Here is a 26666-nt window from a genome sequence, read left to right as displayed (position 1 = left end):
GATGGGCATCGATCGCCGGCAAATGCTCGCGGGAATGGTGGCAGCAGGTCTGCCCTCGTCTGCCGCCGGAGCCAACGATACATCGCGGGGTAACAATATGACTGCGGTCTCTCAATACGCAGCCGTGGCTTTGCAAATCGCAGCCCGCTCGGTGGAGCGTCTGGCCGATCGCGCGGCCGCGAGTCAGCAGATGCTCGCAATGATCGAACAGATCGGCGTGAAGTTGCGGAGCTCGAGCGTATTTGTTCAGCAGTACGGCGGCACACCCGTAAAGCTTGCGGTGCTGCCGGAGTACGTGCTGACCAGCTATCCGGGCCGCATCTCCATTCCAGACTTCGCAGCCAAAGCAGCGCTCGATATCGACGGTCCCGAGTATCAAGCCCTCGGCAAGGTCGCACAGTCACAGCAGTTGTTTCTAGCGGGCAACGCGTACGAGCGCGACACTCACTTTCCCGGCCTCTACTTCCAGACGAGCTTCGTCGTCGGACCGAGCGGCGACGTCGTGCTGCGCTACCGCCGACTGAACTCGATGTTCGCGCCGACGCCTCACGACGTCTGGTCGAAGTACCTGGACATCTACGGCATGGACGGCGTCTTCCCGGTGGCTCGCACCGAGATCGGCAACCTCGCCGCCATCGCCTCCGAAGAAATTCTGTATCCCGAGATCGCCCGAGCCCACGCGCTGCGCGGCGCCGAGATCTTCGTGCACAGCTCCTCCGAAATCGGTTCGCCGCTGATGACGCCGAAAGCGCTCGCCAAGCGCGCGCGAGCGATGGAGAACATCGCGTACGTCGTGTCGGCAAATACCGCCGGCATCGAGGACACCACGCTCCCGCTCGCTTCGGCGGACGGCAATTCCGTGGTCGTCGACTACAAGGGTGCGGTGCTGGCCGAAGCGAACACGGGCGAAACCTTTACCGCGTTCGCCGATCTCAATCTGGACGCCTTGCGCCACCAGCGACGCAAGCCGGGCATGACCAACTTCCTGGCGCGTCAGCGGCTCGAGCCGTTCGCGGCCGTGTATGGCGCCACCGTCGGGCAGCCGGCCAACGGCCTGATCGAGAACGGCCAGGTGAAAGTCCCGGACCGCAATCATTTTCTGCGCGCTCATGAAGCAGTGATCGAGCGCCTCGCGAAGGATGGGCTCATATGAAACGTGAAGATGTGCCGCCGCCGTACACCGCGGTGACCCGGCACGAAGTGTTTCCGACGCCGACTCACGACGAGGCGGCGCGCTTCAACTTCCTCACCGCCTTCAACAAGTATCTGTCCGGCGTCATCGGTCCCGGCAACAAGCTCGCCTACGAAAAGCGCGTGCTGCCCGCGTTCCGCGCCGAGCATCGGCGCGATCCGAAAGACCGCTTCGAAATCCGGCACGCGATGAACAAGGATCCGTGGCATCGCTTCTGGTCGGCCTGCAAGCGCAACTCCATGGAAATGCGTCAGCAGAACGGCCGCTCGATGGTGCTGCGTCAGCTGGATGCGCTCGATGCGAAAGCTCGTCAGCTCAACGCCGACCGGCCGACCCTGCAGCTCGATCCTTCGGTCGCCACGCCTCGCTATCAGAATGCGGTGGATATTCACTGCATGCCCGGCTCCTATCACGGCGAAGAGCGTCCTGGCGATGTATCCGCCGGTGCAAACTACGACTGCGGCATCTTCGCGACCACCGCGGGTGGCCTAGGCGCGTTATCGGATGGCGGCGGTCAGGCGCTCGTCGAATGGATCAAGCGTGAGCGCCCCGGCTGGACGCCGAAGCGCATTCTCGATGTCGGCTGCACCATCGGCCACAACATCGTGCCGCTCGCGCTCGCGTTTCCGGACACTGAAATCATCGCGATCGATACCGCCGCGCCCGTCCTGCGATACGGACATGCACGCGCTCAAGCTCTCGGTGCGAAGAATCTGAAGTTCATCCAGATGAACGCCGAAGACCTGAGCCGCTTCCCCGACGGGCATTTCGATTGGGTGCAGACGACAATGTTCCTGCACGAGCTGTCCGGCAAGGCGCTGCCTCAAATCATTCGCGAAGGCGTGCGCGTCCTCGCGCCGGGCGGCTTGATGTTGCATCTCGAACAGCCGCAATACTCGGATGAGATGCCGCTGTACGAGCAGTTCATTCGCGACTGGGACGCTTTCAACAACAACGAGCCGTTCTGGTCGGCCATGCACGCCATGGATCTGAAGCAGGTCATCGAGGCGGCCGGCCTGCCCCGCTCCAGTCAGTTTGTGACAGGCGTGCGCGCGGTCGTCGACCCCACCGTCTTCCCGGTCGCCGCATCGGGTGAGAAGGAAGACCATGGTCGTGCCGCCGTCTGGAATGCGTACGGAGCCTGGAAGCCGCAATCATGAGCGACATCGATTACATCCTGCGCGCCGGCGCGCGAGCCAAGGGTAAGCGTCCCGATTTTCTCGGCGACCCGAGTAGCGAGCGCATGCTGTCCATCTTGCTCGCCGTTGTCGGCGAGGTGTCGGTGCTGAAAGAACGGCTCGACACGGTGGAACGCCTGCTCGACGCCAAAGGCACGATCAGCCGCGCCGACATCGATAAGTATCAGCCCGATCGCGACGCCGCTTACCAGCGCGGCTTGATGACCAAGGAATACATCGCCCGCGTCATGCGCGGCGTACAGCAGGAAATGGAGGCGATGCAGACGGACGAAAAACCCGTCGCCGATATCAGCGTGGATTTGCGAGACAATTGATGAAACATCGTGCTGTGAGCGGGCTCATCCGCTATACCTCCAAGAAGCCCGACATGCTCGACAAAGAGCGCGGCCGCGAATGGTTCACCTTCACGCATCACGGCGACGGCAGCGCGATCTTCCGCGCTCGCTGCGAGATCGAAGAGCCTGCTCCCACCGTGCTACGCGACATCATGTATTCGCTGGACAGCGCGGGCCGGCCGCAGAGCCTGCATGTGCATCTGACCGTCGGCGATCGCTTCATGGGCTCCGGCTGGCTGCGTCATGAGCCGGGCAACGACGGCGGTTTGGTTGAATGCGAAAGCTATGGTCCCTCCATCGGGCGGCTGTCGCAGCGGGTCGAGTATGCGGGCGCAATCGACGGCTTCGGCACTCACCCGGTCGCCGGCGACGCTTACACCACGCGGTGCATGGACCTGAGCAAGGGTCCGCATCGACGCACCATCCGTGTGTTCGTGCCCTCGCCCGATCATCGAGGCGCGACGCCGCCACAGATCGCGGAAGTCAATATCGGATTGGAATACGTCGGCGAGGAAACGATCACCGTCGCGGCGGGCACGTTCAAATGCCGCCACTTCAGATTTGTCGACGATGACGGCCCGGGCATGGGCGGCAAACAGCACCCGCACTACGATGTTTGGGTGACTGCCGATGACGACGCCGTCTTCGTGCAAGGCGGCGTCGGCGGTTATATGCAGACGTGGTACGAGCTGGTGGAGCTTCAGCGCAGCTAGGCTCATTCGCTCGAACCGGCAGGGCCCCGTAAGGACCCTGCCGATGTGCCGTTACTGCTTGCCACCCTTGCTGGCTGCGACGAACTTGAAGCCGCCCTGTAGAGCCGGAGCGCCGCAGACGTCGCCGATCAGGATGTCGACCTGATACGTGCCGGTCGCCGGAATCACGTAGTTCGTGATGTATTGCGTGACGTTGCCATAGTCGTCGGTCTCCCAGCGGATGTTACTGGCGCCCGAGCCTGCAACGCGCTGTTCGATCGCACCGGAGGGCGCAGTGATTCTCACCGTGATGCCGTCCATCGGCGGCAGCAGCGCGCCGACGCCATCCGTAATGCTGAACTTGATGGGCAGTGTCGAACCGGCATTGAACTGCCGATTGGGAACACTGATGGGCGGCAAGGCACCGACCATCGCGCCTACACTGAACGTGCGGATGGCCGATCCCGTGTGCCCTGCGTTGTCGTCGGCCTCGGCCGTCAGGGTAAACTCACCAACATACAGCCAGGGAGTAACGCCGGTCGTCGCGGTCACCGTGGTGTCGGCTGCTACCGGAAGCGCTGGGCTATTGGTCAGTGAGGAGCTGAGACTGTAATTGAAGCTCCCCGCGCAGCTCGTTATCGCTGCCCGTGTGGCGATCACGCCCGTACCGGCGCCGCCCTCCGGCGGATCCACGGCGGTGAAGTTGACGAGCAAGCTGTCATTCACCTTCAGCGAGGCGTCGCTGACCGGCGCCACGATGTTCACCGTCGGCGCCAGCGTGTCCAGCACCTGCGGTTCCTCGACCTGGATGGCAAACGACCGGCTGGCCGTGCCGACACCGACGCCCGTCTCCGACGGCTTCACCTCCACGGTTACATCGTAGATGCCGACAGGGATGGCGGCGGAATTGCCGAAGGAGAACGAGATCGTCTGGCTGCCGCTTCCCGGCGGTGTCAGCTGAAACGGCGCCGTCGTAAAGGAGGACAACGCCGCTTGCAGGGCAGCCGCGGTCGAGGCAGTGACCGCGATACCCCCTGTTTCGATCTTGGCGATGCTGACCGTCAGCGGCAGGATCGACGGATCCGTGCCATTGCCGTTGCCGAATTTCGGCGGCAAGCTGCTATCGCAGTTGCCATTCACCTGGACCGCGGGCGAGCTGACGGTAAATTGGAAGCTCTCGCTGCCCGCCTCGCCTTGTGTGTACGAGTACTGGGCCGGCGAGATGGCCGTCATCAACACGGGACCGTTGGTGGTACATGCCGGCTTGGCGGGTGGGGCTGCAAAACTCGCCGCGGACAAGATCAGGCCGAGGCCGAGCACGCCGATGGCCGCCGTCGAACGACTGACGATTGGGATCGTGGACATACCGAAACTCCTGATGCAGTTGAGTTGCAAACATCGAGGGCATTGCAAGAACAACGCGAGCCGTTGGAGCTCTCGTCGCCAGACGCTGCATCCAGTTCGGTACCCGGCCGTCTCCTGGAACGGAGACCCGTAGCTTTGCGAGCCCGGCTCACGCCGGGTGTGCCTTTATCGCCAGATCGAATCTGTCGAGGCAAACATATTGAGTTGCGAAGGCCAGCGGCGCGGACCAGACATAACTGATCCAATACGGGCCGTTGTGACGAATGAATCACGCCGGCACGGGTTGAATCTGCGACCTTCGACTAAGTGCTGGCCACAGGACTGTTGGAGCGATGCGCGCGGCGTTGCGACATCAACTGACGACTTCGGAGCGCTCGTCGTTAGCGCGGCCGCAATCCTTCTTCTGAATATGCTGCGAGCGGCGCCGGCGCGCCGCTCTGGCGAATCAGCAACTGCTTGCGAAAGAAACGCAGCAACCCGCTGTCTCCCATGCGTGACGGACCCAGTCCGCTCGCACCGAAGCTCGACTTCTCGGCCTCCCAAACCATTGTTGTCAACGAGCCGTCGTTGATCGACACCGCACCAGCGTTAATGCGCGCGGCGACCGGCTCCGCGTCCTCGGTTGTGCCGGCGAGCACGGCGGCTGAGAGCCCGAAGATGCCGGCGTTGGCGTGGGCGACGGCTTCGTCCGCTGAATCGAATATCGTTACAGGGATGACTGGACCAAACGTTTCCTCGGCCATCACGAGCATGTCAGGCGTGACCTCGGTGAGAACCGTCGGTCGCAAATACTTCCCGCCGCCCAGCGTCTCGACTCGTCCGCCGGCCAACAGCTTCGCACCGCGTGACACCGCGTCGTCGATCTGTGTCTGCACGATGTCCGCCTGTCGAGCGCTGATGAAGGGACCGATATCACCGACTTTGATGTCGGGATAGTTGAGCCGCACGGCCTGCGCCTTCTCAACCAACGTGGCCAGGAAGCGCTCGGCGATGGGGCGCGCGACGTAAACGCGCTCGATGGACTGGCACGCCTGCCCGGTGTTCACCACGGACGCGCGCAAGGCAATTTCCGCCGCTTTCACAGGATCGGCGCTCGCGAGCACGATCAGCGGATCTTTGCCGCCTAGTTCCAGGCTCGCTGGAATGAACGCGCGTGCGGCGCTCTCGCCCACTTTGCGACCGGTCGCGACGGAGCCGGTGAACGCCACGAAATCGACGTTCGGAATCAGCGCGCCGCCCGTGGAGCCGTCGCCTTCGATCACCGTCAACACGGAGGCGACCTCTGGGACTTCGGCGATCGCCTGCATCAACGGGCGAATGAAGCGCGGCGTAATCTCGGACGGCTTCACGATTACCGCACAGCCCGCCGCCAACGCCGGAACTGTGTCGATCATCGACAGCAACAGCGGGAAGTTCCAAGGGCTGATGACACCGACCAGGCTGTAAGGCACGAGCCGCGTTGAAGTCGTGATCGACGGGATCGCTGTACTCTGACCGGACGCTTGATAGCGAGCGATCAAAGCCGGCGCGCTCTGCGCCCAGCGATTCAACATGCCGATGACACTATCGACCTCAATTGACGACAACCCAGCACGCCCCGTGTCGTCAATCAACGCTGCGACCAGCGCCTCGCGATGCCGCGCGACACTCTCGGCCAGCCGCCGCAGCGAGCCCGCTCGACCTTCTGCACCCAGCTCCAGCCAAGCCCGCTGCCGCGCTCGCAGGTCGGCAGCAAGCGGAGAAACTGTGTCGGCGCGAACCGGCTCAATCGAGTAATCAGCCGCGCCCGTGCGCGGATTAACAACGGCAATGCTCATGGCAGTACTCGCAAGCTAGCGCTCACTCTGAGCGCAGCAATGAACAGGAATGACGGCGTGACGACAGCAGTCTGTTGGGGGTGGCGAATCGAAATTGGCCAGGCTCACTGCTGCGTGCGCCAGCTCGTCACAATATCCTCTCCGGTCGCAAACCAGGCTTCGCGGCGCTTGCTCAACTGCTCGAGCAACTTCTCGAACGCATCGATTCGATACGGCAGCCCGACGATGTACGGCGTGATGTGCAATGGAAGCACGCGGCCGCCATGACTCTTCGCTTCGTTGGCCAGCCAATCGAACGCATCGACGACTTGCTGGGCATAGCTATCGATCGATTGCTGTTGAACCGTGATGACCTGGCGATCCGACAGCTCATGATTGAGCGGCAAGTTGATGAGGCCGTTCGAGAACGCGTATGGCAGCTCGTCATTGGCCCAATCGCACATGTAGGTCAGCCCTGCCTCCTTGAGCAATCGCGGCGTATTCCAGCTCTGCGAGCGTGCAATCGACAACCATCCGGAGGGTTTCTTGCCCGCAACCGACAGCGCCGCGAGCGAGCGATCAATCAACGCACGCTCTTCTGCTTCGGGCAGACCCGTCGCGATCGTGCCGTTCATGTCAGTGGAATGGGCAATGATCTCGTGCCCCTCCGCCACGATATCTCGAATGATCTGCGGATAACGCTCGGCGATCGCGCCATTGGTCGCCACCGACGCCTTCACGCCGGCTTTCTTGAACGCATCCAGCAGTCGATAGAAACCTACCCGCGTGCCGTACTCTCGCGCCGTGTAGTGCCGATAGTCCGGATACGGCGTCACCATGTGCCCCGGTGCGCGAAATGGCTTGTCCGAAGGCGTCATCGGAAACCATTCGAGGCTCACGCACACCCACACCGCAACCGACTTGCCGCCCGGCCAACCGACCGGGCTGCGCGAAAAGATCGACGACCACTCGTACAAGTCGTGGTCATAGCCCTCGCGACGCTTCGCGTATTCGAGATACGAAGGCTCAAGCGCCATGGACGGCCTCCTGATAGTGATGATCGTAATAGTGATCCGCAATTTCGCCCGCGCGCGCAATCCAGGCGCGGCCGTCGGCAGCGATATGCTTGAGCACCTCGGCGAACGGCCCGATGCGATGAGGCTGCCCGATCAAATAAGCATGCAGCGGGATGCACATCACCGTGCCCGACTGCTCGCCTTCGCTCGCCAACCGCTGGTACTGACGGATCAACGCATCCGCGTAGTCGCGCGGTGACATGTTGTAGACGAAGAATCCATAGTGATCGTTGACTTCCAGGCTGTACGGAATGGAAATCAAGCGGCCCGACTTCACCTTCACCGGCTGCGGCTGGTCGTCGTGATACAGATCGCAGGTGTAGTGCAAACCGTACTCCGCGAGCAGATCGAGAGTGCGTGTCGTATGCGTCAACGCGGGCGCGAGCCAGCCGCGAATCGTCTGGCCCGTGGCTTCGCGCACCGTGCGAATCGAATCCTCGATGATCGCCCGCTCCTGCGCTTCGTCCATGCCGTACGTGTAGCGCGTGTTGTAGATGCCGTGGCTGAAAAATTCCCAGCCGCGTCGATTGGCGTCCGCAACGACTTCAGGATGATGCTGGCAAAGCGCCACCGACAGCGAGACCGAGCCTGGAAAGCCGTACTTGGTCATCACCTCGGCCATGCGCCAGTGCGAGACGCGATTGCTGTGATCGCGATGTGAGAAGCCGACCACGTCCGGATGCGGCCTGGTCCAGCTCTTGCGATTCGGATTGGCGGGCGGATCGAGCTCGTAGTACTCGAGATTCGGCGCCACCCACACGGCGATCTGCTTGCCGCCCGGCCAGACGATCTTCGGCCGCGCGCGATACGGCTTGAAATCGTAGAGCTGCGGATCGGCTCGTTGCACAGTGTCCATCAGCGCGCCTCCAGCCAATCGATCACAACCTGCACCGGCTCAACGTCGGCGTACTTCAATTGCAGGTCCGTGAGATTTGCGAAGTGATAGCTCTCGTGTTTGTCCGCGCAGGTTTCGATCGGCACGATGGTGCGAAAACCATAGGCCAACGCGTCGACCGCCGTGGCTCGCACGCAGCCCGACGTGCTGCCGCCAGTGACCACTACCGTATCCACCTTGTGCCAGCGCAGATAGCTGTTCAGCGGCGTCTCGAAGAATGCCGACGGCATCCGCTTGGTGTACTGCAAGTCGTTGGGATCGATGGCGCAACGCGGATCGTACGCGTGTCGCTCGCTGCCGTACTTGATGTTCTGCAGTGAGTCCGGCGTGTTGGTGCGGATGCCCCACACCCCGGCATCGCCCGCATCGTCCTTGTAACCGACGCGGCTCCAGATCACCGGCATGCCCCGGCTGCGCGCCAGTTGCGAAATGGTGTTGATGTACTCGATTTGCCGCGGGTCGGTCTCATACGCGGTTTTGAACATGTCGATGCGCGTGTACGCCTGCTGCATATCGACGTTGACGATGGCCAGCTTTTCCCCGAAGCCGAACTTGTTGCGGGCCGGGTTGGCCATGGTCTGCTCGAAGATCTGTCGCGCGGTGCGTCCATCGCACACCATCTTGGTTCCGATCGGCTGCATGCTCACTCCCCGCGAAATCAGCGCTTAACGCTCAAGTCCGCAAAAAAGGCTTGTGTAACTAAAGTTGTCCGGACAAACTTGTGGCATGAGGATCTTCCGCCATTTCGTGCGCGTCGGCAACCGTCGCGTCCATTACCGCCGGGCCGGCTCCGGGCCGAGCCTCATCATGGTGCACCAGAGCCCGCGCAGCTCGGCCGAGTACGAGCCGCTGATGCGCAAGTGGGGCCAGCACTTCACCTGCATCGCGCCGGATTCGCCCGGCTTCGGCCAGTCCGATCCGTTGCCGGGCTCGCCCGACATCGGCGCTTTCGCGCAGCATTACCTCGACTTGCTGGACGCGCTGGGCCTCGAGCGCACCGCCGCCTACGGCTTTCATTCCGGCGGCATCATTCTGGTCAGTGCGGCCAAGCGCAGCCCCGAGCGCTTCACCGCGCTGGCCATCGGCGGCTATGCGATCTGGACGCCGCAGGAAATGGCGCACTTCAGCGAGGGCTACCTGCCGCCGTTCCAGCCCAGCGCCTACGGCGAGCACCTGGTGTGGCTGTGGAATCGCATTCTCGAGCAGACGTGGTTCTTCCCCTGGTTCGACGTGCGCAATGGGTCGCGCCTGCGTGTGGCGCATGACGATCCTGTTCGCACCGACGCTGTCGTACGCGACATGCTCGACAGCGGTGACGCTTACCGAGCCGGCTACGGTGCGGTGTTGAAAGCGCCACGAGACATTCCGGCCCCGACGGCGAAAACGCCGCCCGTGCTCATTGCCGCTTACGAGGGCGATCCGCTCCATTCACACATTCCGCGACTGGGCACGTTGCCACCGAACTGGAGCGCGCGAGGCGTCGCGACGCCAGCCGATCTCGAAGCGGCGTGTTTGCAGCATGTGCGTCAGACGCCGCCGATTCCGTGCCCTGCTCCGCCTGAGAACGAAGATGCCGGCTTCGTCGTTGTGACTGTGCCTGGCTTCGATGGCTTGATTCACTGGAGCGGTCGGCGCGATGCCGACACGGTCGTGCTTCACGCGCCGGGACGATCGACGGAGCTGCTCGATACGTCGCGCGTGCTCGCAATCGATCTGCCAGGCCATGGCTTGTCGGATGAGTGGCAGGATGGTCACGCAGCGGAGTTGAAAGATTGGAGCGCCGTGGTCAGGGCCACGATGAAAGTCCTTGGCGCAAACGGCAAGCGCGTGATCGTTGGCGAGGGCTTGTCTGCATTCCTCGCAGCCGACGTTGCCCGAGCCATCGACGCAAGCAGTTGGGGCGCAATCAACGCACACATCCCGCAGCCGCAGGACGTCAAGCGGTGGGCCGACACCGCCATTCCCGATCTCACGCCCGATCGCTTCGGCAGTTATTTGAACGCGGCCTGGAGCGCAGTGCGCGCCAGTCACTTCTTCTGGCCGTGGTTCGACGGCAAGGCACCGAACGCCGTGCCTTTCGAAGCCGCCGACATCGCGCCGGATGCGCTCGCGTTGGAGCATCGCAGTTTGATTCGAGCACGCTCGGGCCGCGCGTTGCTCCGAACGTTGCTCAACGTCGATCGCGAGCAGCTTCTGGCCGGCGCACCCGCAATCACAACATGGGAACGAGCAGCCTGGGCCAAGGAACGCGCCGACATCTGGTCACCGAAGGTTTAGGAGATTCGCATGGGAATTCGTGAAGACATGCCGGTACTCGCGCGCCACGAAGGGGTGTGGGATGGCGTCTATATTTATTACAACGCCGCCGGCGTGAAGATCGACGAGCATCAATCCCGGCTGCTGTGTCGCTTTCCCGCGCAGGGCCCGCACCCTTATCACCAGACCAACTTCTACACCTGGGCCGATGGCCGCACCGAGGTCCGCGATTTCCCGGCGCGCTACGCCGACAAGCGCGTGTGGTGGGACAATGAGTTGATCAAGGGCTGGGCCGCCGAAGTCGCGCTCGATGAATATCGCCGCACGGTGATGCTGTACTGGCAGCGCCAGGGCGATCCCAGTTTGTATCTTTACGAGATGATTCAGATGTCGGATGACGGCCAGAACCGCTGCCGCACCTGGCACTGGATCCGCAACGGTCAGTTGGAAACGCGCACGGCCATTCAGGAGCGGCTCGTCAGTCGCGACTGGCAGTCGTACGATAAGTAGCTGGAGGAGCGGCGCTGTCCAAGCCAACCACACTGTTCGCCAGGCTGTGGGACCAGCACGTCGTCGCCACCCTCGACGGTGGCGTCGACCTGATCGCTATCGACCGCATTTTCCTGCACGAACGCACCGGCGCCGCCGCACTGAACAGTCTGCGTGAAGCCGGCCGCCCGATCGCCGATCCATCGCGCGTCTTCTGTGTCATGGACCACATCGTCGATACCCGGCGTGGCCGTAACGATCGAACCTTGATGCCGGGCGGTCAGGCATTCATCACGGAAACGCGTAGCGCCGCACGCGAAGCCGGCATCACGCTCTTCGATGTCACCGATCCCGATCAAGGCATCGTGCACGTGATTTCACCGGAGCTGGGCATCGTGCTGCCCGGCTGCACATTGATTGCACCTGACAGCCACACGTGCACCCAAGGCGCGTTTGGCGCGCTCGCATGGGGCATCGGTTCTTCCGAAGCCGAGCACGCGTTGGCAACGGGAGTGTTGCGTTTGTCCCGCCCGAAGACCCTGCGCGTAACTTTCACTGGTGCGCTTTCACCAGGCGTGACCGCAAAGGACATGATCCTCACGTTGATCGCACGTCACGGCGCGGGCGGCGGCAAAGGTCACGTCGTCGAGTTTGCCGGCGAAACCGTGACTGCGCTCGACATGGAAGCGCGCATGACCTTGTGCAATATGGCGACCGAGTTCTCGGCCATGACCGGAATCGTCGCCCCCGATGAGAAAACATTTGCGTGGCTCGAAGGCCGCCGCTATGCCCCGGCTGGCGAGTTGCGAGCGCAGGCAGTGAAGCACTGGCAGCCCCTTCACACCGATGAGGGTGCGCAGTTCGATGCCGAGATCGTCATCGATGCAAGCAGCATCGAACCCATGGTCAGCTGGGGCACCTCCCCCGAGCACAGCATCGGCATTTCCGGCACAGTGCCTTCGGGTGCGCCGGAACGGGCACTCCTATATATAGGCCTGGAGACTGGACAGCGCCTGGCCGGCACGCCCATCGATGCGGCCTTCATCGGCAGCTGCACCAACAGCCGCTTATCGGATCTGCGTCGCGCGGCGGCGCTGCTCAAAGGCCGGCGCGTCGCGCCCGGCGTCAAGGCGCTGTGCGTGCCTGGCTCCATGCATGTGAAGCGAGCCGCCGAAGCGGAAGGTCTCGATGCGATCTTCGAACAAGCAGGCTTCGAATGGCGGGAGAGCGGTTGCTCGATGTGCTTCTACGCGGGCGGCGAAAGTTTCGCGCCCGGCTCGCGCGTCATCTCTTCGACCAATCGCAATTTCGAAGGGCGACAAGGCCCGAACATTCGCACGCACATCGCCAGCCCCGAAGTGGTGGCCGCCAGCGCCATCGCAGGATGCATCGCCGATCCGCGGGAGCTGCGATCATGACGCCGTTCACCGTACTCACATCGGTCGCCGCTCCCCTGCTTCGCGACAACGTCGATACGGATGCGATCATTCCGTCGCGTGAGATGAAAAGCACGGGCAAGACCGGGCTCGCTGCCGGTTTGTTTGCGCCTTGGCGCTATCTCTCACCTGGCAGCCGCGATCCTGATCCTGCCTTCGTGCTCAATCAGCCGCGTTACGCCAATGCGCATATTCTCCTGGGCGGCGACAACTTCGGTTGCGGCTCCAGTCGCGAGCACGCCGTGTGGGCACTCGCCGAGTACGGGATTCGCGCCATCATTGCTCCGAGCTTCGCGCCGATCTTCGCGGGCAACTGTATTCGCAACGGCGTGCTGCCCGTCGTGCTCGATCGAGGAAGCGTCGCTACGATTGCAGCCGCGAACGAGCCTGTGACGATCGATCTCGCTCAACAGCAGGTCGAGGCGGGTTCGCAGCGCTGGAATTTCGCGATCGGCGCGGAGGCCAAGGCCATGCTGCTCGAAGGCCTCGACGGCATCGAGCTCACCTTGAAACATCGCGAGCGGATTGCCGCATTTCAACGAGCGGACCGGCTCGCGCGTCCCTGGATTTATTTCTCCACACAACCATGACACGCATTCACCTGAGCGAAGTCGGTCCGCGCGACGGCCTGCAGAGCATCAAACGCGTCATGCCGCTCGATGCCAAGAAGGCGTGGATTGCCGCCGAAGCGGCCGCCGGTGTGCGCGAGATCGAAGTCGGCAGCTTCGTGCCCGCCTCGCTCCTGCCGCAGATGGCGGACACCGCCGAACTGGTCGCCTTCGCGAGGATGATTCGCGGACTGTCTGTCGCCGTGCTCGTTCCCAATCTCAAGGGGGCTGAACGCGCCATCGCGGCCGGCGCGCAGAAGATGTCCATTCCGTTCTCCATGTCCGAAACGCACAGCCTCAAGAACGTGCGCAAGAGTCACGCGGAGATGGTCGAAGAGATTCGCGCAATCGCCGAGCTCGTCGCTGCACAACCCGCCGAGAGCCGTCCTCACTTCGAGGTCGGCTTGTCCACTGCCTTCGGTTGCACGATGGAAGGTTCGGTGAGCGAAGACACCGTCGTGCGACTTGCTGCTGCATCGATTGCAGCCGGCGCAGTTGAAGTCGGACTTTCCGACACGACCGGCTATGCGAACCCGGCGCAGGTCAAACGCCTGGTGCGCAAGGTGAAAGCGGAGATCGGCGCGAACAAGCTCAACACGCTGCATCTTCACAACACCCGCGGCCTGGGGCTCGCGAACGCACTCGCTGGACTCGAGGAAGGCATCACGACGCTCGATGCGTCGCTTGCCGGCCTCGGCGGCTGCCCCTTCGCACCGGGCGCCTCTGGCAACATCGTCACCGAAGATCTCGTCTTCATGCTGCAGGCGATGGGCTACGAAACCGGCATCGATCTGGAAAAACTGCTGGAAGTCCGCCGCATCCTAGCCGAAGCGTTACCCGGCGAGCCGTTGTATGGATTCACGCCGGATGCCGGCCTGCCCCTGGGCTTCAACGATGGAGTGCGCACATGAGCCGGCCCGCGCCGCTGAGTGGCTTGAAGGTCATCGAATTCACTCATATGGTGATGGGCCCCGCCGCGGGCGCGATGTTCGCCGCGCTGGGGGCTCATGTGATTCGCGTCGAGCCGCTCGAGGGTGACAAGACGCGGACGCTGCTCGGCTCGGGCGCCGGTTACTTTCCGATGTACAACCGGCACAAGCAGAGCATCGCGCTCGATCTGAAGTCGGAAGAAGATCTCGCGCTCGCAAAGCGTCTCGCGGCGAACAGCGACATCCTCATCGAGAATTTCCGGCCCGGCGCGCTCGACAAGATCGGCCTCGGCTATGAAGCGTTATCCGCCGCCAATCCTCGTTTGATCTACTGCTCCGCCAAGGGATTCCTGCCCGGTCCGTACGAAGATCGCACGGCGCTCGATGAAGTCGCGCAAATGATGGGCGGCCTCGCGTATATGACCGGCCCGCCGGGCCGACCCTTGCGTGCCGGCGCGAGTGTCATCGACGTGACTGGCGGAATGTTTGGTGTCATCGGTGTGCTCGCCGCGCTCGAAGAGCGTCATCGCACTGGTAAGGGCAAGCTCATCCAGGCCTCGTTGTTCGAGACGACTGTATATCTGGTCGGCCAGCACATGGCGCAGTTCGCGGTCACCGGCAAGCCTGCCAATCCCATGCCGGCGCGCATTTCGGCGTGGGCCATTTACGATGTGTTCGAGACGAAGGACGAGCCGGTTTTCATCGGCGTGGTCACCGATGCGCTTTGGGAGAAGTTCTGCAAGCTGTTTGGATTGAACGAGCTGTGGGCGGACGAATCCCTGCGCAAGAACAATGCCCGCGTTCAACAGCGTGACCGTGTTCTGCCGCAGATCAGAGCGTTGATTGCCGGCTTCACGCGGGCCGAAATCATCCAGCGATTGGAAGGCACGGGGTTGCCGTTCGCGCCCATCGGTAAACCGGAAGACATGCTCGACGATCCGCACCTGCTCGCCACCGGCGCGTTGGAATCGGTGCAGCTCGGCGACGGCAAGACCACGCGACTGCCGACGCTGCCGATTGCATTCGACGGCGAGCTTGTCGCGCGCGAGGCGTCGCTGTCCGAAATCGATGCGGACCGCGAGGCGATCCTCCGCAACTACCTCGGATCGTGAAATAACTGCACGCTCAACAGCGCTCTGCGTTCCGTCGTCCGTTGACGCGTAGGAGATAGTCCGGGCCGCTCGACGGCAAGGAATCGTTGCGTATCCACGCCGCCCCGGCTCGTCGGCTATGCTGGCGGACATGCGTCACTATCGATGGATACTCCTGCTGTGCTCGCTGTTCGCGACGGCCGCAGTGGCCGCGCCTCGCAGCGTCTTGCTGATCATCTCCGACGATCAGGGCCGCGACCTCGGGGCTTACGGCAACCCCGTTTTGCAGACACCGATCCTCGATGGCCTCGCATCGCGCGGCACGTTGTTCACGAATGCATTCGCCACCGTTTCGTCCTGTAGCCCGAGCCGCTCCGTGATCTACAGCGGCTTGTACTCGCACAGCAATGGCATGTACGGCCTGGCCCACGACGTTCACAACCAGCACTACTTGCCTTGGGTTCGCACCCTGCCCCAGATACTCAAGGCCGCCGGCTACGCAACAGCACTGGTCGGCAAGAAACACATCCTCCCCGAATCGGCTCTGCCCTTCGATGCGGAGCTAGCGCCCGAGAAGCCCGGCGTCCGTGACGTCGCATTCATGGCCGACGAAGCTCGCAAGTTCATGGCAGCGAATGCTGGTAAACCCTTCCTGATGATCGTCGGCTTCAGCGACCCGCATCGCGCGGCCGAGAACTTTGGCAACACGCAGGCATGGCCGTCGATCAAGCAGGTCACTTACGATCCGAAGAAAATCCCGGTGCCCGCGCATCTGCCCGACGTTCCTGAAGTCCGCAAGGACCTCGCCGACTATTACGAATCGATCAGCCGCCTCGACAGCGGCATCGGCCTGCTGCTCGAGGGATTGAAGGAGTCCGGCCGCGCCGACGACACGCTCGTGATCTTCCTGAGCGACAACGGCCGGCCCTTCCCCGGCGCGAAGACCACGCTGTACGATGAAGGCATCCACTTGCCGCTGATCGTTGCGTCGCCGACGCAATCCAAGCGTGGAGTGAAGAACGATGCCATGGTGAGTTGGGTCGATATCGCGCCGACCATCCTCGAGTGGGCCGGGGTGCCCGCACCGAAGGAATACAAACTGCAGGGCCGATCCTTACTGCCCATTCTCGATCAGAGCCAGCCGAAAGGCTGGGATCGTGTGTACGCCTCGCATGGCTTCCATGAGGTTCAGCAGTACTACCCGATGCGCGCGCTGCGCACGCGACAGTACAAATACATCACGAATCTCGCAGCACCGCTGGCCTTCCCCATCGCGGGAGACATCGCCTCCTCGGCCTCCTGGCATGCGATCGAAGCGAAGCCTTCTCTGGGACTGGGCGCCCGCTCGCTCGACGCATTTTTGCACCGGCCCGACGAAGAGCTCTACGACTTGAGCAAAGACCCGCACGAGCTACGGAATGTCGCGAACGATCCGGCCTATCGGCAAGTCATGCAGACCATGCGAGCGGATATGAAGAAGTTCCAGGCGGAGACGCACGATCCGTGGCTGCCGGGCACCTCGTCGCCCTTCGGTCATCACTGACTCAAGCAAACACCGCGTCCAGAAACATCATCACCGCGAAGCCGCCGAGCAGCGAGAAGGTTGCGATATCTTCGTAGCCGCCGCGATGGGTCTCGGGAATGATTTCATCGCTGATGATGAACAACATGGCGCCGGCCGCCATGCCGAGTACGATGGGCATCATCGGCCCGGCAATCCACACGGCCGAGGCGCCCACCGCGCCGCCCAGCGGTTCGACCAATCCGGTCAAGGAGGCGACCAGAAACGCCTGTGACTTCGGATAATCGATGGCCAGCATGGCCGCCGCAACCGCCAGTCCCTCCGGAATGTTTTGCAGTCCGATGCCCACCGCCAGCGGCGTGGCCTTGCCCATGTCGCCGCCGGCAAATCCAACGCCGACCGCCATGCCTTCGGGAAAGTTGTGCAGCGTGATGGCGATGATGAACAACCACAGCCGCTGTATGCGCAGGCTGTCCGGCCCTTGCTTGCCAAGCACGAAGTGCTCGTGCGGCACACGCGTGTGTATCCAGTACAGCCCGATGGCGCCGCCGAGCAAACCGAAGATGACGATCAGCACCGCCAGCGGCTTGGAAGAAATGTACGCTTCGGCATGATCGAGCGCCGGCTGCAACAGCGAAAAGAACGTCGCCGCCAACATGACGCCGGCCGCGCCGCTCAGCAACGCATCCTGCGCCTTTGGCGAAGGGCGTCGAAAGAAGAACACCCAGACAGCGCCGAGCACCGTGCCCATGCCGGCAAGAAAACTCGCCGTCAGACCGCGCCAGAAAATCTCATGAGCTTGCATGCAGCGGATACTACCGTGTCGCGCAGCAGCCAGTCTTGCGCGAACTAACGATAGTTGGGCAGCACCAGCGATCCGAAGCTGAGATAGACCGCATCGCGTCCATCGAACGTACGCCCATAGCCCAATTGCAACGGACCGATCGGCAAGTCCAGCCCGAGGAACACGCTGCCGGCTTTGATCAGATCGCCCGTTGAGACTTCCGAGCGGTCGAGCCAGGCATTGCCGGCTTCGAGACTGCCGGCCAGGTAGACCGGCAGATCGAACAACAGGCTTTGCCGGGTGAGGCGTCGATAGTAGATGCCTCGGAAGAACAGCATCTGGGTGCCGATCAGTTCGCGCTCGCTCAGCCCGGAAAGAAACGTCAGTCCGCCCAGGGTGGACAGCGTTTGCAGGGCGCCCGTCTCGTCGCTCGACATCGAAGCGCGGCCGCCGAGCACCACAGTGTTGCGCCCGAAGCTATAAGCCTTGTCGAACGAGACACGCAACAGGTCGCCGTCCTGATCGGAGCCGAGCGATGTATCGAACATCGTGTAAGCGATCTCGGTGCGCATGCCGTGGCGAGGGAAGCGCACGTTGTCGAGACTGTCCCAAAGAATGCCGGCTTCGACGCCGCCCACATCCTCCGAATCCAGCTCGGCGAATTCCGGCAAACCCACCTTGAGGTCGGCGCGGGCACGACTGCGTACGAGCGAAGTCGAGAGTTGCAGCCTGTCGCCGATGTCGCGACCGATTTTGAACGCGCCGCCGTACGTCGTGAGTCGATACTGAGCAACGGTATCGCCCTCCGCAACCAAGGGCTGATTGAGCGCGCTGTATTCGATCGACGGCGCGACGAACCAATTGCCGCGCTGTGCGAACGGTAGATAAACATCCGTTCCTATCGAGAGCACGCGCCCCAAGCCAACCAGCGTGCGCCATTCGCCGCCCTTCTCGGTCAGGCTGGTGACGCGACCTTCCAGGTTCAACTGATAGTCGCTGTTGCCCGCGAAGTCGTCGTCGATCTGCAGACCGGCGCGGAACAGCGTGCGGCCGATGCTGGCATCCACCGGCACGACACGGACACCCGGCCTGCCCTGCTCATCGGTGTCCATGTGATAGGAGATGGACTCGTATGTGCCGCGGCCGAACGAGCCGGTAATGTCGTTCTCCAGCGCCTTCAGGTCCAGCGGCTCGCCCGCCTTGGCCGACAATCGATCGTGGACGAACTCCGAAGTCGCGCTTTGTGACGCCTCCACATCGACGAAGGCCACCGTCTTCGGCGGCGAGTACGACTCGCGCTGTGTTCGTTGCCACGTTTGATAGGCGGCTTCGGACACCGACATCTCGCGCAGCTGCTCCACGGCCGCGAGCGCTGCCTTCTCACCGGCATCGACGCCTTCGATCGCCTCCTGAAAGCTGGCGCTCGTCAGCAGGCCCATCTCCGGTCGCAACAGCACGTCGCGGCTGCCCATCTTGCTCAGACTCTGCTGGGTACGATCGCGCATCATGCCGCTGACCATTTGCACCAGCACCTGCACGCCACTTTGCACCGACTCCGCCGGCGCCAATGGCTGACCCACATCGACGACGATCAGACGATCGACGCCCATCTCGCGAGCCACATCGATGGGAATGTTGTTGACGACACCGCCATCCACCAGCACGCGCCCCTGGTGCTTCACGGGTGCGAACGCGCCGGGCACCGCCATGCTTGCACGCACCGCCAGCGCCAGGTCGCCGGACTGAAACACGACCGGCTTGACCTCACCGATGTCGGTCGCGACACAGCGGAACGCAATGGGCAGGTCATTGAAGCTTTCGACCTTGCCGCGGCCAAGAAACATCCGACGCAGCCACAGACCCAGCTTCTGTCCGCGCACCAGTGTGGTCGGGAACCGTAAGTTGCCGTCCTCCAACCCGACTTCGAGATTGGCGACGATGCCGATGTCGGTTTCCTTCTGCCGCATCGGCCGCTCGCGACGCGCCGTGTCGTCGTGGAAAATATCGATCCAGTCGATGGAGCCGATGGCCTGCTCGATCTCGTCCGGCGAATAGCCGGCCGCATACAAGCCGCCGACAATGGAGCCGACGCTGGTGCCGGTGATCGCGTGAATCGGAATGCGTTCGCGCTCCAGCACCTTCAGTACGCCGATGTGAGCGGCGCCTCGTGCTCCGCCGCCGCCAAGCACGAGCCCGATGCGCTCGCCTTCCGCGTGCGCAAGATTGCTCACACACGTCGCCAGCAACAGCAGGAGACCGCGAGCGGCTTGCCGCCAATGCGTGCATTCCATGATCTGCCTCGGTATGGATGGGCACCGAGGGCTCGACTTTGCTAGCACTGGCGCCACTTTGGGTGGCGCCAGTCTGCGCGAAACTCAGCGAGCTGTCACGGCCGCGGGCTTGCCGAAGCGCGCCCGGAAGTCGCTCAACTCGATACGAAACTCGTCCTGACGCAGGAACTCTTCGTCGCTGAGCTTGGGCTTCTCCTGCGCCTTGTACCACTGCGCATAGCTCGGCGACTCGGTGCTGTGCTTCTTGTAATGCGTCGAATACGTACGCACCTGAATAACGGGCGTCGCGCCGCCCAGATCGAACGTCATCAGCCGCAGCCAGCCATCGCCGATGCCGACCGGGTAAGCGGATTTCACGCCCGCGTCCTTCGCGGTCTGGCCACGGTCCTGATAGTCGGCGAGCACCTGATAAACATCGTGACCGAACTTGTTGTCGTCGGTGCGCAGCACCTGGCCGTGCTCGTGACCGCACAACACCAGGAAGATCTGGTCGTGCTGGCCGATCAGCTTGTCCCACACCATCTGCGGACTGTTGTCCTGCGGATCGGCGGCGGATGCATCGATGATCGGGTTCGGCCAGGAGAAACTGGCGTTCGCGTTCGACACGCTGGTCGGCAGCATCATGTATCACGTGAGTCTGCGCAATCGCGCGCTGACCACGAAGCAGCTCGAAGCGCTGGTCGATTGCATGATCGCCATCATTCGCGACGAGACCGGCTCGCTAGCGACTTAGCGGGTAGCTCAGGCGACGGACGGCGACGCGATCCGATTGATAAGACGCCAGCCAGAGATCGTTATCGACGAGCACAGCTGCCGACACACCGTTGAACGCCGGATCGGGACCGTCATAGGCGATCAGCTTGAATTGCATGGTCGCCGGATCGAGCTGCGCCACGCCGTAGCCGCGGTGGCAAAGCATCCCGTCGGCTTTGCCGTCGACGATCTTGCGGAGTCCGCCGCACGCTGGCTCGTCGACCTGCATTCCCGCGAGCAGCAGCCGTCCTTCATGCCAGTGAATGTTGTCAGGCATGAAACCCGGCGCAGCCGCACGTCTCAAAGGCTTGGATGGATCGGCACGCGAGAACACCACGACCGAGCGCCAGCCGAATGCGACGACGTAAAACTCGTTGTCATCGATCGATGTCTCGATGCCGTTGTTTCCTGGCAGCTCCGTGCCTTTGAGCAGCTTGAACCCATCCGCGCCAGGGCGCCACTCGTAAACGCCGCCCGTGGTCTTGCCGAGCACGAAGTCGGTGATCGTCGTGCCCGGATGCGTCAGTACGCTTGCCAGGATCGTTCCATCGGAGAAGGTCGCAACGCTGTTGGCTGCGATGCCTTCGGGCAACAATACGCAGCCGATCCACGACAGTTTTGGCTCGCCGGCTCGCGCATCGATCAGGAATACTTCGATGCTTTCCCGACCGCCGTGATTCGCCACGTAGAGTCGATGCGATGATGGCGCAGCGGTGCGGAGGCTGATGCCTTGCGCGTTGAATGATTGGGCAGACGGCGGCGAAGAACAGTGCGGGAAGGCCTGCCGATCGTGTTGAAGCTGATCCGGCGTTCCGGAGTACCAAAGCCGCATCGAGTGCGCCGAGCTATCGACCAGCTTCAGCCCTGCCCCGTTACTGAAGCCGCTGAAAACCAGCCAGCGCGTGCCCGGAATGCGAGCGACATCCTCCGGTCGCTCGGCGCCGCAGATGAACTTCAGAGAATGCGTCGGCGCGCACTCCATCGAAGACGAATCGCTCGTTGCGGACTGCATTGAGCCCGCAGCGAGCCAGAGGATCAACCAGGCAACGGCTCGCACCACGACTACATCGAGAACCGCAGCCCCAGGTAGTACGAGCGACCGACGGCGTCGAACACGCTGGTATCCGTGCTCGTCTGCGAGCTGGAGACAAACACCGAATCCTTGTCCGTCAGATTGGTGATGCCCAGGCGGATCTGCCATTGATCGTTGAATTCGTACGAGCCGACCAGGTCATACAGGTTGTAGGCCGGCACGCCGATGCCGGGATTCGCCGGCGTCGTCACCGAAGTCACATCGTCCATCGCGTGCTGATATCGCCAGCGCACCGACACCGATGCGCCGCCGATGCCATAGCCCACGCTCGTCAACGCCTTGTACTCCGGATACGACGCCCCGATCGTGTTCGTGCCGCCGTACTCCTGGAACGGCGTCTCGGGCAGCGTCTGAATCGAGAAGTTCTTGGAATAGCCCACGCCAGTGGAGAAGAACACGCGACCGGTGCCGAAGCCGATCTCGCTCAAGTCGGCGCTCCAGGCGAACTGCACGTCGATGCCGCTGGTCTCGAGCCCGCCGAGGTTCAGATACGGCGTCCGGATGACCTGCAACAGACCGTTGGCATCGCGAGTCAACAAGGCGCAGAACGAGTTGTTCGGATCGTAGCCGGGATTCGAGCCGTCCAGGTTGTAGCACTTGCTGAGCGCCGTGAGGCCCGGAACGATGGAAATCACGTCCTTGATGCTGATGTCGTAATAGTCGACCGACAGCGTGATTCCGCTCACCCACGGCGACTGCGAATTCGGCTGCCAGGAGAAGCCGACGTTGTACGTATCGGCGGTCTCCGGATCGAGATCGCGATTGCCTCGAGTCAAGCCAGCGGTCGCCGTCGTCGGGAACGTGTAGTTGTCGATCACGCTCGTTGGAATGCCCTGCGCCAGGCAGAGCGATCTCACATTCGCACCGCCCGCGCCCGTACGAGCCGTCGAGCGAACATCGCAAGGATCGCCGATGGAAGCCGGCGGCGTGCCGAACGCGATCTGCGATCCGCTGTCGGCTGCGAACAGCTCGCCGATGTTCGGCGCACGGACGGCACGCTGATAGCCGCCGCGAATCAACAAGCCCGGCGTCGGCGTCCATTTCAGGTCGCCTTCGTAGCTGTCGACGCTGCCGCTGGTCGAGTAGTCCGACCGGCGAAACGCCGCGCCCACGTTCAAACGATCGATGAGCGGGAGATCGGCGAGAATGGGCACGTCGATCTGCGCCGCATACTCGGTCACGTCGTACTTGCCTTGCGAGGGCAGCGAAGCAATCACGGCTTCGATGTTCTGCGAGGCCAGCTGCGAGTCCGGGCTGTATCGATAGGTGTTCTTTCTATGCGAAGCCAGCAACGCCAGCTTCACCTCGCCGGCGGGCATGCTGAAGAGATCACCCTGCGCGACGCCTTGGAAGTTCGTTTGCGTCAGCACTTCGGTGCTCTTTGCCGTGGTCGTCATGTATGCGCGGCACTGGGGAGAGATGTTGCTGCTGTTCGTCAGGCCAAACGGGTTGAAGCCGCCCGCGCACAGCGAGTTGCCGCCATCCGGCGCATTCAGCAGATTCTGCACCTGGTTCTTCAACACGGCGTTGTAGTTGGACTGCAGATGGTTGGTGTCGTCATAGGAGCCGTAGAGATCCCAAGTCCAGCTCTCGAACGGCAGTGTGCCTTTCATCCCAATCAGATATTGGGACGTGTCGTAATGCTCGTCCCATGACTTGGCCGGCAATCCGACGTAACGGCCATTCCAGGTGAAGCGCGCGTTCGGCTCGCTACGCGAAGCGAGCAGCGTCCGCAGGTCGGCGGGAATGAACGGGTTGGTGATGGGAATGCTCGTCAGCGTGCCGAACTGCGTGAGACTGCCGCCGCTGCTGGTGGTGACCTCGGAATCGACATGCATGAACTGACCATACAGCGTCAGATTGTCGGTGAAGTCATAATCGAATTTGGTGTAGATGGACGTGCGATCCAGAGGATTCTGGATCACGGTCTGCGGGCCCACTGGCATGCGCACGTTGCCGGCGATGATCGCGTAGCCGCCGTCCGTTGGGCCGCGATAGTTTCTTGCGCCTGTCTGCGAGAACAACGTGCCGTCGTCGTTGAAGCCGAGATTGAGTGTGTTGCCGACCGTGCCGCTCACACCATAGCTCGCGAACAAGCTGTTGACGGCCGCCTGGCTCGGTAAGTTGGTCGCCGAAGGCACGAACGTGCCCTGGCCGATGAAGGACGACGGCGTCACCAGGTCGAAGAAATCGCGCTTGTCGCCGTTCAAGCCTTCGCGGGTCGAGTAACCGATGGACAACAGCGCCTGGCCGCGACTGTCCGCAAAGGAAGTTCCAAACGCCGCGGACGACGTTATCTGCTCATAGTCACCGCGCTCCGAGTTGCCATACTGCACGTCGGTGCGAATGCCCTCGAAGTGCGGCAGCGTGATGAAGTTGACGACGCCCGACATCGCGTCCGATCCATACACCGCGGATGCGCCGCCCGTGATGGTCTGCACGCTCGACAGAATGGCGTCGGGAATCAGGTTGATGTCGACGTTGCCGGAGATGTCGGCGAGCGGCAAGCGACGGCCATCGAGCAGCACGAGGTTGCGGTTCGAACCCAACCCGCGCAGGTTCACGGTGGCGTGACCGCCTGTGCCCTGGCCACCATTGCCCGCCGTGCCTGACGGCGAGAACTGCGGCAATTGATTGAGTGCCGCCTCGAGAGTGACCGCGCCCGTTTCTTTCAACGCCTCGGCATCGGCGATGACGATGGGACTGGGTGCGACGTGATTCGGATCGGAAATCAGCGAGCCGGTCACCACGACCTCTTCGAGCCCGCTCGCCGCCTGCTCCTGTGCCAGGGCGGTGCTTACAACCGTGGTCGCGGCAAGGCCGGCGACGAGGCGCCATCGTCGTTGTTTCATCGTTCATCCCCCCAAACATTCATGTTCCTCACACCGTGGTGCTCGGATCTTGTCGATGTCGAACCAGTAATCAGCCGATCGGGACCCCTGTCATTCGGCGGCAGCGAGCGCAGCGGGCCGGCGCGCCAGAGAATCGAAATGCCGGGCCATGCGCTGCGCATCCGGCGCAATGCCTGTGAACAAACGGAACGCGCCGACGGCCTGGTAGATGGCCATGCCACCGCCATCGAGCGTGCGACAACCGATGCTGCGAGCGGTCTTCAGCAGCTGCGTCTGCAACGGGAAATAGATGATCTCGACGACCCACTGCGATGCTCGAAGCATGTCGGCCGGCAGGGGCAGCCCTGGATTCTTCGCCATGCCTGTCGTCGTCGCATGCACGAGCCCATCGGCCGCGGCCATCGCCGATCGCAGGTCGGTGACCGCGCGAATCTGTCGAGAAGGAAACAACTCGGATAGCGACACAACGAGCGCTCGCATCTTCGCGGTGTCGATGTCGTAAATATCCAAGCGCCGCGCGCCGAGCTTGAGCATGGCGTAGGCCACAGCGGCGCCGGCGCCACCTGCGCCAAGCTGTACAACACACTCGACCACTGCACCTTGCAGACCGAGTTTGAAACTTTCGGCGAACCCCCACCAATCGGTGTTGTGCCCGACGCGACGCCCTTCGGAGAACACCACGGTATTCACGGCGCCGAGCGCTTGCGCGTCGTCGCTCAACGAATCCAGCATCGGCAGGATGATCTGCTTGCAAGGATGCGTGATATTCAGTCCCGCCAGCCCTCGCTCCTGCGCCGACGCCAGCAACGCCGGCAAAGCAGTCGCGCCGCCGTTGATCCGATCCAGATCGAGCAGCTCATAGCGATAATCCAGGCCCTGCGCCGCGCCCTCTTCCATGTGCAGCGCCGGTGTCAGCGACTGTTGAATGCCGGAACCGATCAGCCCGGCCAGCACGCGAGGATTGCTTGCGGTGGAAACGGCGGAGCTCACTTCCGTTCGCCTCCGGTCACCGCATCGATGAACTCGAAGGTCTGAGCCAATGCCTGCAAACTTGCCTGACGCGTTGCCTCGGGCGAGCTGCCAATGAAGCTGTGATCGACCGCGGGAATCACTACCAATTCTGATGCGACACCTTTCGCTCGCAGAGCTGCGTCGAAGGCACGTGACTGGCCGACTGCAACGACCTTGTCGATCTCGCCGTGGATCAGCAGCGCCGGCGGATCCTTCGCGTCGATATGTGAGATCGGACTGGCGAGCGCGACCTTATCTGGACACTGCGCCGGAGCGCAGCCGAAGTACTTGCCGGCGGCTGACACGGCATCGTCGACGCCGGGCGGCGGCGGCGGAATGGCTTTGAAATCGAACACTCCGTACCAAGCCACCAAGCCCTGCACGCAATCAGACTGGCTCGCGATGTTCTTATCGGAGGCGTTCGGCTCTACTCCTTCGATACCGCATGTCGTTGCAGCCAGCGCCGCCAACTGCCCGCCCGCGGAACCGCCCCACACGATGGTCTTCTGCGGATCGACGGAGTATTTCGCCGCGTTGGCCCGCAGCCATTTGATCGCGTTCTTCACGTCGTGAATCGCGGCAGGAAATTTCGCTTCGCTGCTGAGGCGATATTCCACGGACGCCACCACATAGCCTTTGCGAGCCAGCGACGCGAGCACGCCGGGCCAGTTCGCGAACGCGCCGGAATGGCGCGTATGACCGCTCTGCCAGCCGCCGCCGTGGATATAAACAACCAACGGACGCGGCCCCTTGGCTGCGACCTGACGGTAGATATCGAGACGCAACGGCCGGAAGCCCGCCGGTGTGCTGTAAATCACGTCGGGATAACTCTCGACATCCGACCCGAACGAGACTTTGGCCCGCGGGTACCGATCGTCGAGCACCGGCGCGGCCGCCGTCTCGGCAGCCACGTCGGCGCGAGCCGGCGCCGCCAGCTGTAACGCCACGACGACAGCCCCCACTCCAGCCCCGAATCTGCTCATGCCCCTGCAACGCATTGT

The 26666-nt window shown here is 62.7% G+C and carries 24 protein-coding genes and 1 riboswitch; of the genes, 12 read left to right on the top strand and 12 right to left on the bottom strand.

The features are described from left to right. The first annotated feature begins 97 nt into the window (after nucleotides 1-97). The 4 genes from GYH35_RS12215 to GYH35_RS12200 are packed head-to-tail and all read left to right on the top strand — an operon-like array spanning nucleotide 98 to nucleotide 3439. Nucleotides 98-1153 carry a nitrilase-related carbon-nitrogen hydrolase gene (locus GYH35_RS12215; RefSeq protein WP_202624268.1) on the top strand — a complete coding sequence of 352 codons (1056 nt, stop codon included), beginning with the start codon at nucleotides 98-100 and terminating at the stop codon, nucleotides 1151-1153. Further along, the gene (locus GYH35_RS12210) at nucleotides 1150-2352 is read left to right on the top strand and encodes a class I SAM-dependent methyltransferase (protein ID WP_161828535.1); all 1203 of its coding nucleotides are present in this window, start codon (nucleotides 1150-1152) and stop codon (nucleotides 2350-2352) included. Before GYH35_RS12215 ends, GYH35_RS12210 begins: the two co-directional genes overlap by 4 nt. Further along, nucleotides 2349-2705 carry a hypothetical protein gene (locus GYH35_RS12205; protein WP_202624267.1) on the top strand — a complete coding sequence of 119 codons (357 nt, stop codon included), beginning with the start codon at nucleotides 2349-2351 and terminating at the stop codon, nucleotides 2703-2705. Before GYH35_RS12210 ends, GYH35_RS12205 begins: the two co-directional genes overlap by 4 nt. Then, nucleotides 2705-3439: a DUF3108 domain-containing protein gene (locus tag GYH35_RS12200; protein ID WP_161828534.1), complete on the top strand. Its 735-nt coding sequence runs from the start codon at nucleotides 2705-2707 to the stop codon at nucleotides 3437-3439. The genes GYH35_RS12205 and GYH35_RS12200 overlap by 1 nt, the downstream gene beginning before the upstream one ends. A 51-nt stretch (nucleotides 3440-3490) precedes the next feature. Here GYH35_RS12200 and GYH35_RS12195 read toward each other — a convergent pair whose 3' ends face one another. The 5 genes from GYH35_RS12195 to GYH35_RS12175 form a co-directional block, all read right to left on the bottom strand. Next, nucleotides 3491-4783 carry a hypothetical protein gene (locus GYH35_RS12195; protein ID WP_161828533.1) on the bottom strand — a complete coding sequence of 431 codons (1293 nt, stop codon included), beginning with the start codon at nucleotides 4781-4783 and terminating at the stop codon, nucleotides 3491-3493. 95 nt (nucleotides 4784-4878) lie between these two features. Continuing rightward, a riboswitch (cyclic di-GMP riboswitch) is annotated at nucleotides 4879-4957 on the bottom strand. Nucleotides 4958-5163: 206 nt separating this feature from the next. Beyond that, nucleotides 5164-6600 carry an aldehyde dehydrogenase family protein gene (locus tag GYH35_RS12190; RefSeq protein ID WP_161828532.1) on the bottom strand — a complete coding sequence of 479 codons (1437 nt, stop codon included), beginning with the start codon at nucleotides 6598-6600 and terminating at the stop codon, nucleotides 5164-5166. 104 nt (nucleotides 6601-6704) lie between these two features. Then, nucleotides 6705-7616, bottom strand: a complete 912-nt coding sequence (locus GYH35_RS12185) for a polysaccharide deacetylase family protein (protein WP_161812100.1) — start codon at nucleotides 7614-7616, stop codon at nucleotides 6705-6707. Further along, the gene (locus GYH35_RS12180) at nucleotides 7606-8511 is read right to left on the bottom strand and encodes a polysaccharide deacetylase family protein (RefSeq protein WP_161812099.1); all 906 of its coding nucleotides are present in this window, start codon (nucleotides 8509-8511) and stop codon (nucleotides 7606-7608) included. Before GYH35_RS12180 ends, GYH35_RS12185 begins: the two co-directional genes overlap by 11 nt. Continuing rightward, nucleotides 8511-9191: an isochorismatase family protein gene (locus GYH35_RS12175; protein WP_161812098.1), complete on the bottom strand. Its 681-nt coding sequence runs from the start codon at nucleotides 9189-9191 to the stop codon at nucleotides 8511-8513. Before GYH35_RS12175 ends, GYH35_RS12180 begins: the two co-directional genes overlap by 1 nt. Before the next feature lie 85 nt (nucleotides 9192-9276). On the opposite strand from GYH35_RS12175, the gene GYH35_RS12170 reads away from it, so the two are divergent. The 7 genes from GYH35_RS12170 to GYH35_RS12140 all read left to right on the top strand — a co-directional run bounded on the left by GYH35_RS12170 (nucleotide 9277) and on the right by GYH35_RS12140 (nucleotide 16902). Further along, nucleotides 9277-10827, top strand: coding sequence for an alpha/beta fold hydrolase (locus tag GYH35_RS12170; protein ID WP_161828531.1), 1551 nt, complete (start codon nucleotides 9277-9279; stop codon nucleotides 10825-10827). Nucleotides 10828-10836: 9 nt separating this feature from the next. Then, on the top strand, nucleotides 10837-11316 hold the full coding sequence (locus tag GYH35_RS12165) for a DUF3598 domain-containing protein (protein ID WP_161812096.1): 480 nt from the start codon (nucleotides 10837-10839) through the stop codon (nucleotides 11314-11316). A 14-nt stretch (nucleotides 11317-11330) separates the two neighbouring features. After that, on the top strand, nucleotides 11331-12713 hold the full coding sequence (locus GYH35_RS12160) for a 3-isopropylmalate dehydratase large subunit (RefSeq protein ID WP_202624323.1): 1383 nt from the start codon (nucleotides 11331-11333) through the stop codon (nucleotides 12711-12713). After that, entirely contained in the window at nucleotides 12710-13321 is a 612-nt protein-coding gene (leuD, locus tag GYH35_RS12155) for a 3-isopropylmalate dehydratase small subunit (protein WP_161828530.1), read from the top strand. Before GYH35_RS12160 ends, leuD begins: the two co-directional genes overlap by 4 nt. Further along, on the top strand, nucleotides 13318-14250 hold the full coding sequence (locus GYH35_RS12150) for a hydroxymethylglutaryl-CoA lyase (RefSeq protein ID WP_161812094.1): 933 nt from the start codon (nucleotides 13318-13320) through the stop codon (nucleotides 14248-14250). Before leuD ends, GYH35_RS12150 begins: the two co-directional genes overlap by 4 nt. Continuing rightward, nucleotides 14247-15380: a CaiB/BaiF CoA transferase family protein gene (locus GYH35_RS12145; RefSeq protein ID WP_161828529.1), complete on the top strand. Its 1134-nt coding sequence runs from the start codon at nucleotides 14247-14249 to the stop codon at nucleotides 15378-15380. Before GYH35_RS12150 ends, GYH35_RS12145 begins: the two co-directional genes overlap by 4 nt. 130 nt (nucleotides 15381-15510) lie before the next feature. Beyond that, on the top strand, nucleotides 15511-16902 hold the full coding sequence (locus GYH35_RS12140) for a sulfatase family protein (RefSeq protein ID WP_161828528.1): 1392 nt from the start codon (nucleotides 15511-15513) through the stop codon (nucleotides 16900-16902). 1 nt (nucleotide 16903) lies between these two features. Here the strand turns inward: GYH35_RS12140 and GYH35_RS12135 are convergent, their stop codons facing one another. The 3 genes from GYH35_RS12135 to GYH35_RS12125 form a co-directional block, all read right to left on the bottom strand. After that, nucleotides 16904-17686, bottom strand: a complete 783-nt coding sequence (locus GYH35_RS12135; RefSeq protein ID WP_202624266.1) for a ZIP family metal transporter — start codon at nucleotides 17684-17686, stop codon at nucleotides 16904-16906. 44 nt (nucleotides 17687-17730) lie between these two features. Continuing rightward, on the bottom strand, nucleotides 17731-19956 hold the full coding sequence (locus GYH35_RS12130; RefSeq protein WP_161828527.1) for a patatin-like phospholipase family protein: 2226 nt from the start codon (nucleotides 19954-19956) through the stop codon (nucleotides 17731-17733). Nucleotides 19957-20040: 84 nt separating this feature from the next. Further along, nucleotides 20041-20478: a metallophosphoesterase family protein gene (locus tag GYH35_RS12125; protein WP_202624265.1), complete on the bottom strand. Its 438-nt coding sequence runs from the start codon at nucleotides 20476-20478 to the stop codon at nucleotides 20041-20043. 40 nt (nucleotides 20479-20518) lie between these two features. On the opposite strand from GYH35_RS12125, the gene GYH35_RS34595 reads away from it, so the two are divergent. Beyond that, on the top strand, nucleotides 20519-20689 hold the full coding sequence (locus tag GYH35_RS34595) for a hypothetical protein (protein ID WP_202624264.1): 171 nt from the start codon (nucleotides 20519-20521) through the stop codon (nucleotides 20687-20689). Here the strand turns inward: GYH35_RS34595 and GYH35_RS12120 are convergent. The 4 genes from GYH35_RS12120 to GYH35_RS12105 form a co-directional block, all read right to left on the bottom strand. Next, nucleotides 20678-21721: a hypothetical protein gene (locus tag GYH35_RS12120; RefSeq protein WP_161828526.1), complete on the bottom strand. Its 1044-nt coding sequence runs from the start codon at nucleotides 21719-21721 to the stop codon at nucleotides 20678-20680. The genes GYH35_RS34595 and GYH35_RS12120 overlap by 12 nt on opposite strands. Nucleotides 21722-21771: 50 nt before the next feature. Next, a complete protein-coding gene (locus GYH35_RS12115; RefSeq protein WP_161828525.1) occupies nucleotides 21772-24654 on the bottom strand; it encodes a TonB-dependent receptor domain-containing protein in 2883 nt (960 codons plus the stop codon). Nucleotides 24655-24744: 90 nt separating this feature from the next. Further along, nucleotides 24745-25644 (bottom strand): shikimate dehydrogenase, encoded by a 900-nt coding sequence (locus GYH35_RS12110; RefSeq protein ID WP_202624263.1) that lies wholly within the window; start codon nucleotides 25642-25644, stop codon nucleotides 24745-24747. After that, on the bottom strand, nucleotides 25641-26648 hold the full coding sequence (locus GYH35_RS12105; RefSeq protein ID WP_161812088.1) for an alpha/beta hydrolase: 1008 nt from the start codon (nucleotides 26646-26648) through the stop codon (nucleotides 25641-25643). Before GYH35_RS12105 ends, GYH35_RS12110 begins: the two co-directional genes overlap by 4 nt. Between the last annotated feature and the right edge of the window lie 18 nt (nucleotides 26649-26666).

It is taken from the genome of Steroidobacter agaridevorans (assembly GCF_009932555.1).
Classification (GTDB): Bacteria; Pseudomonadota; Gammaproteobacteria; order Steroidobacterales; family Steroidobacteraceae; genus Steroidobacter; species Steroidobacter agaridevorans.
The sequence above is the reverse complement of the archived record's forward strand: the minus strand, read 5'-3'. Positions and strand labels throughout refer to the sequence as shown.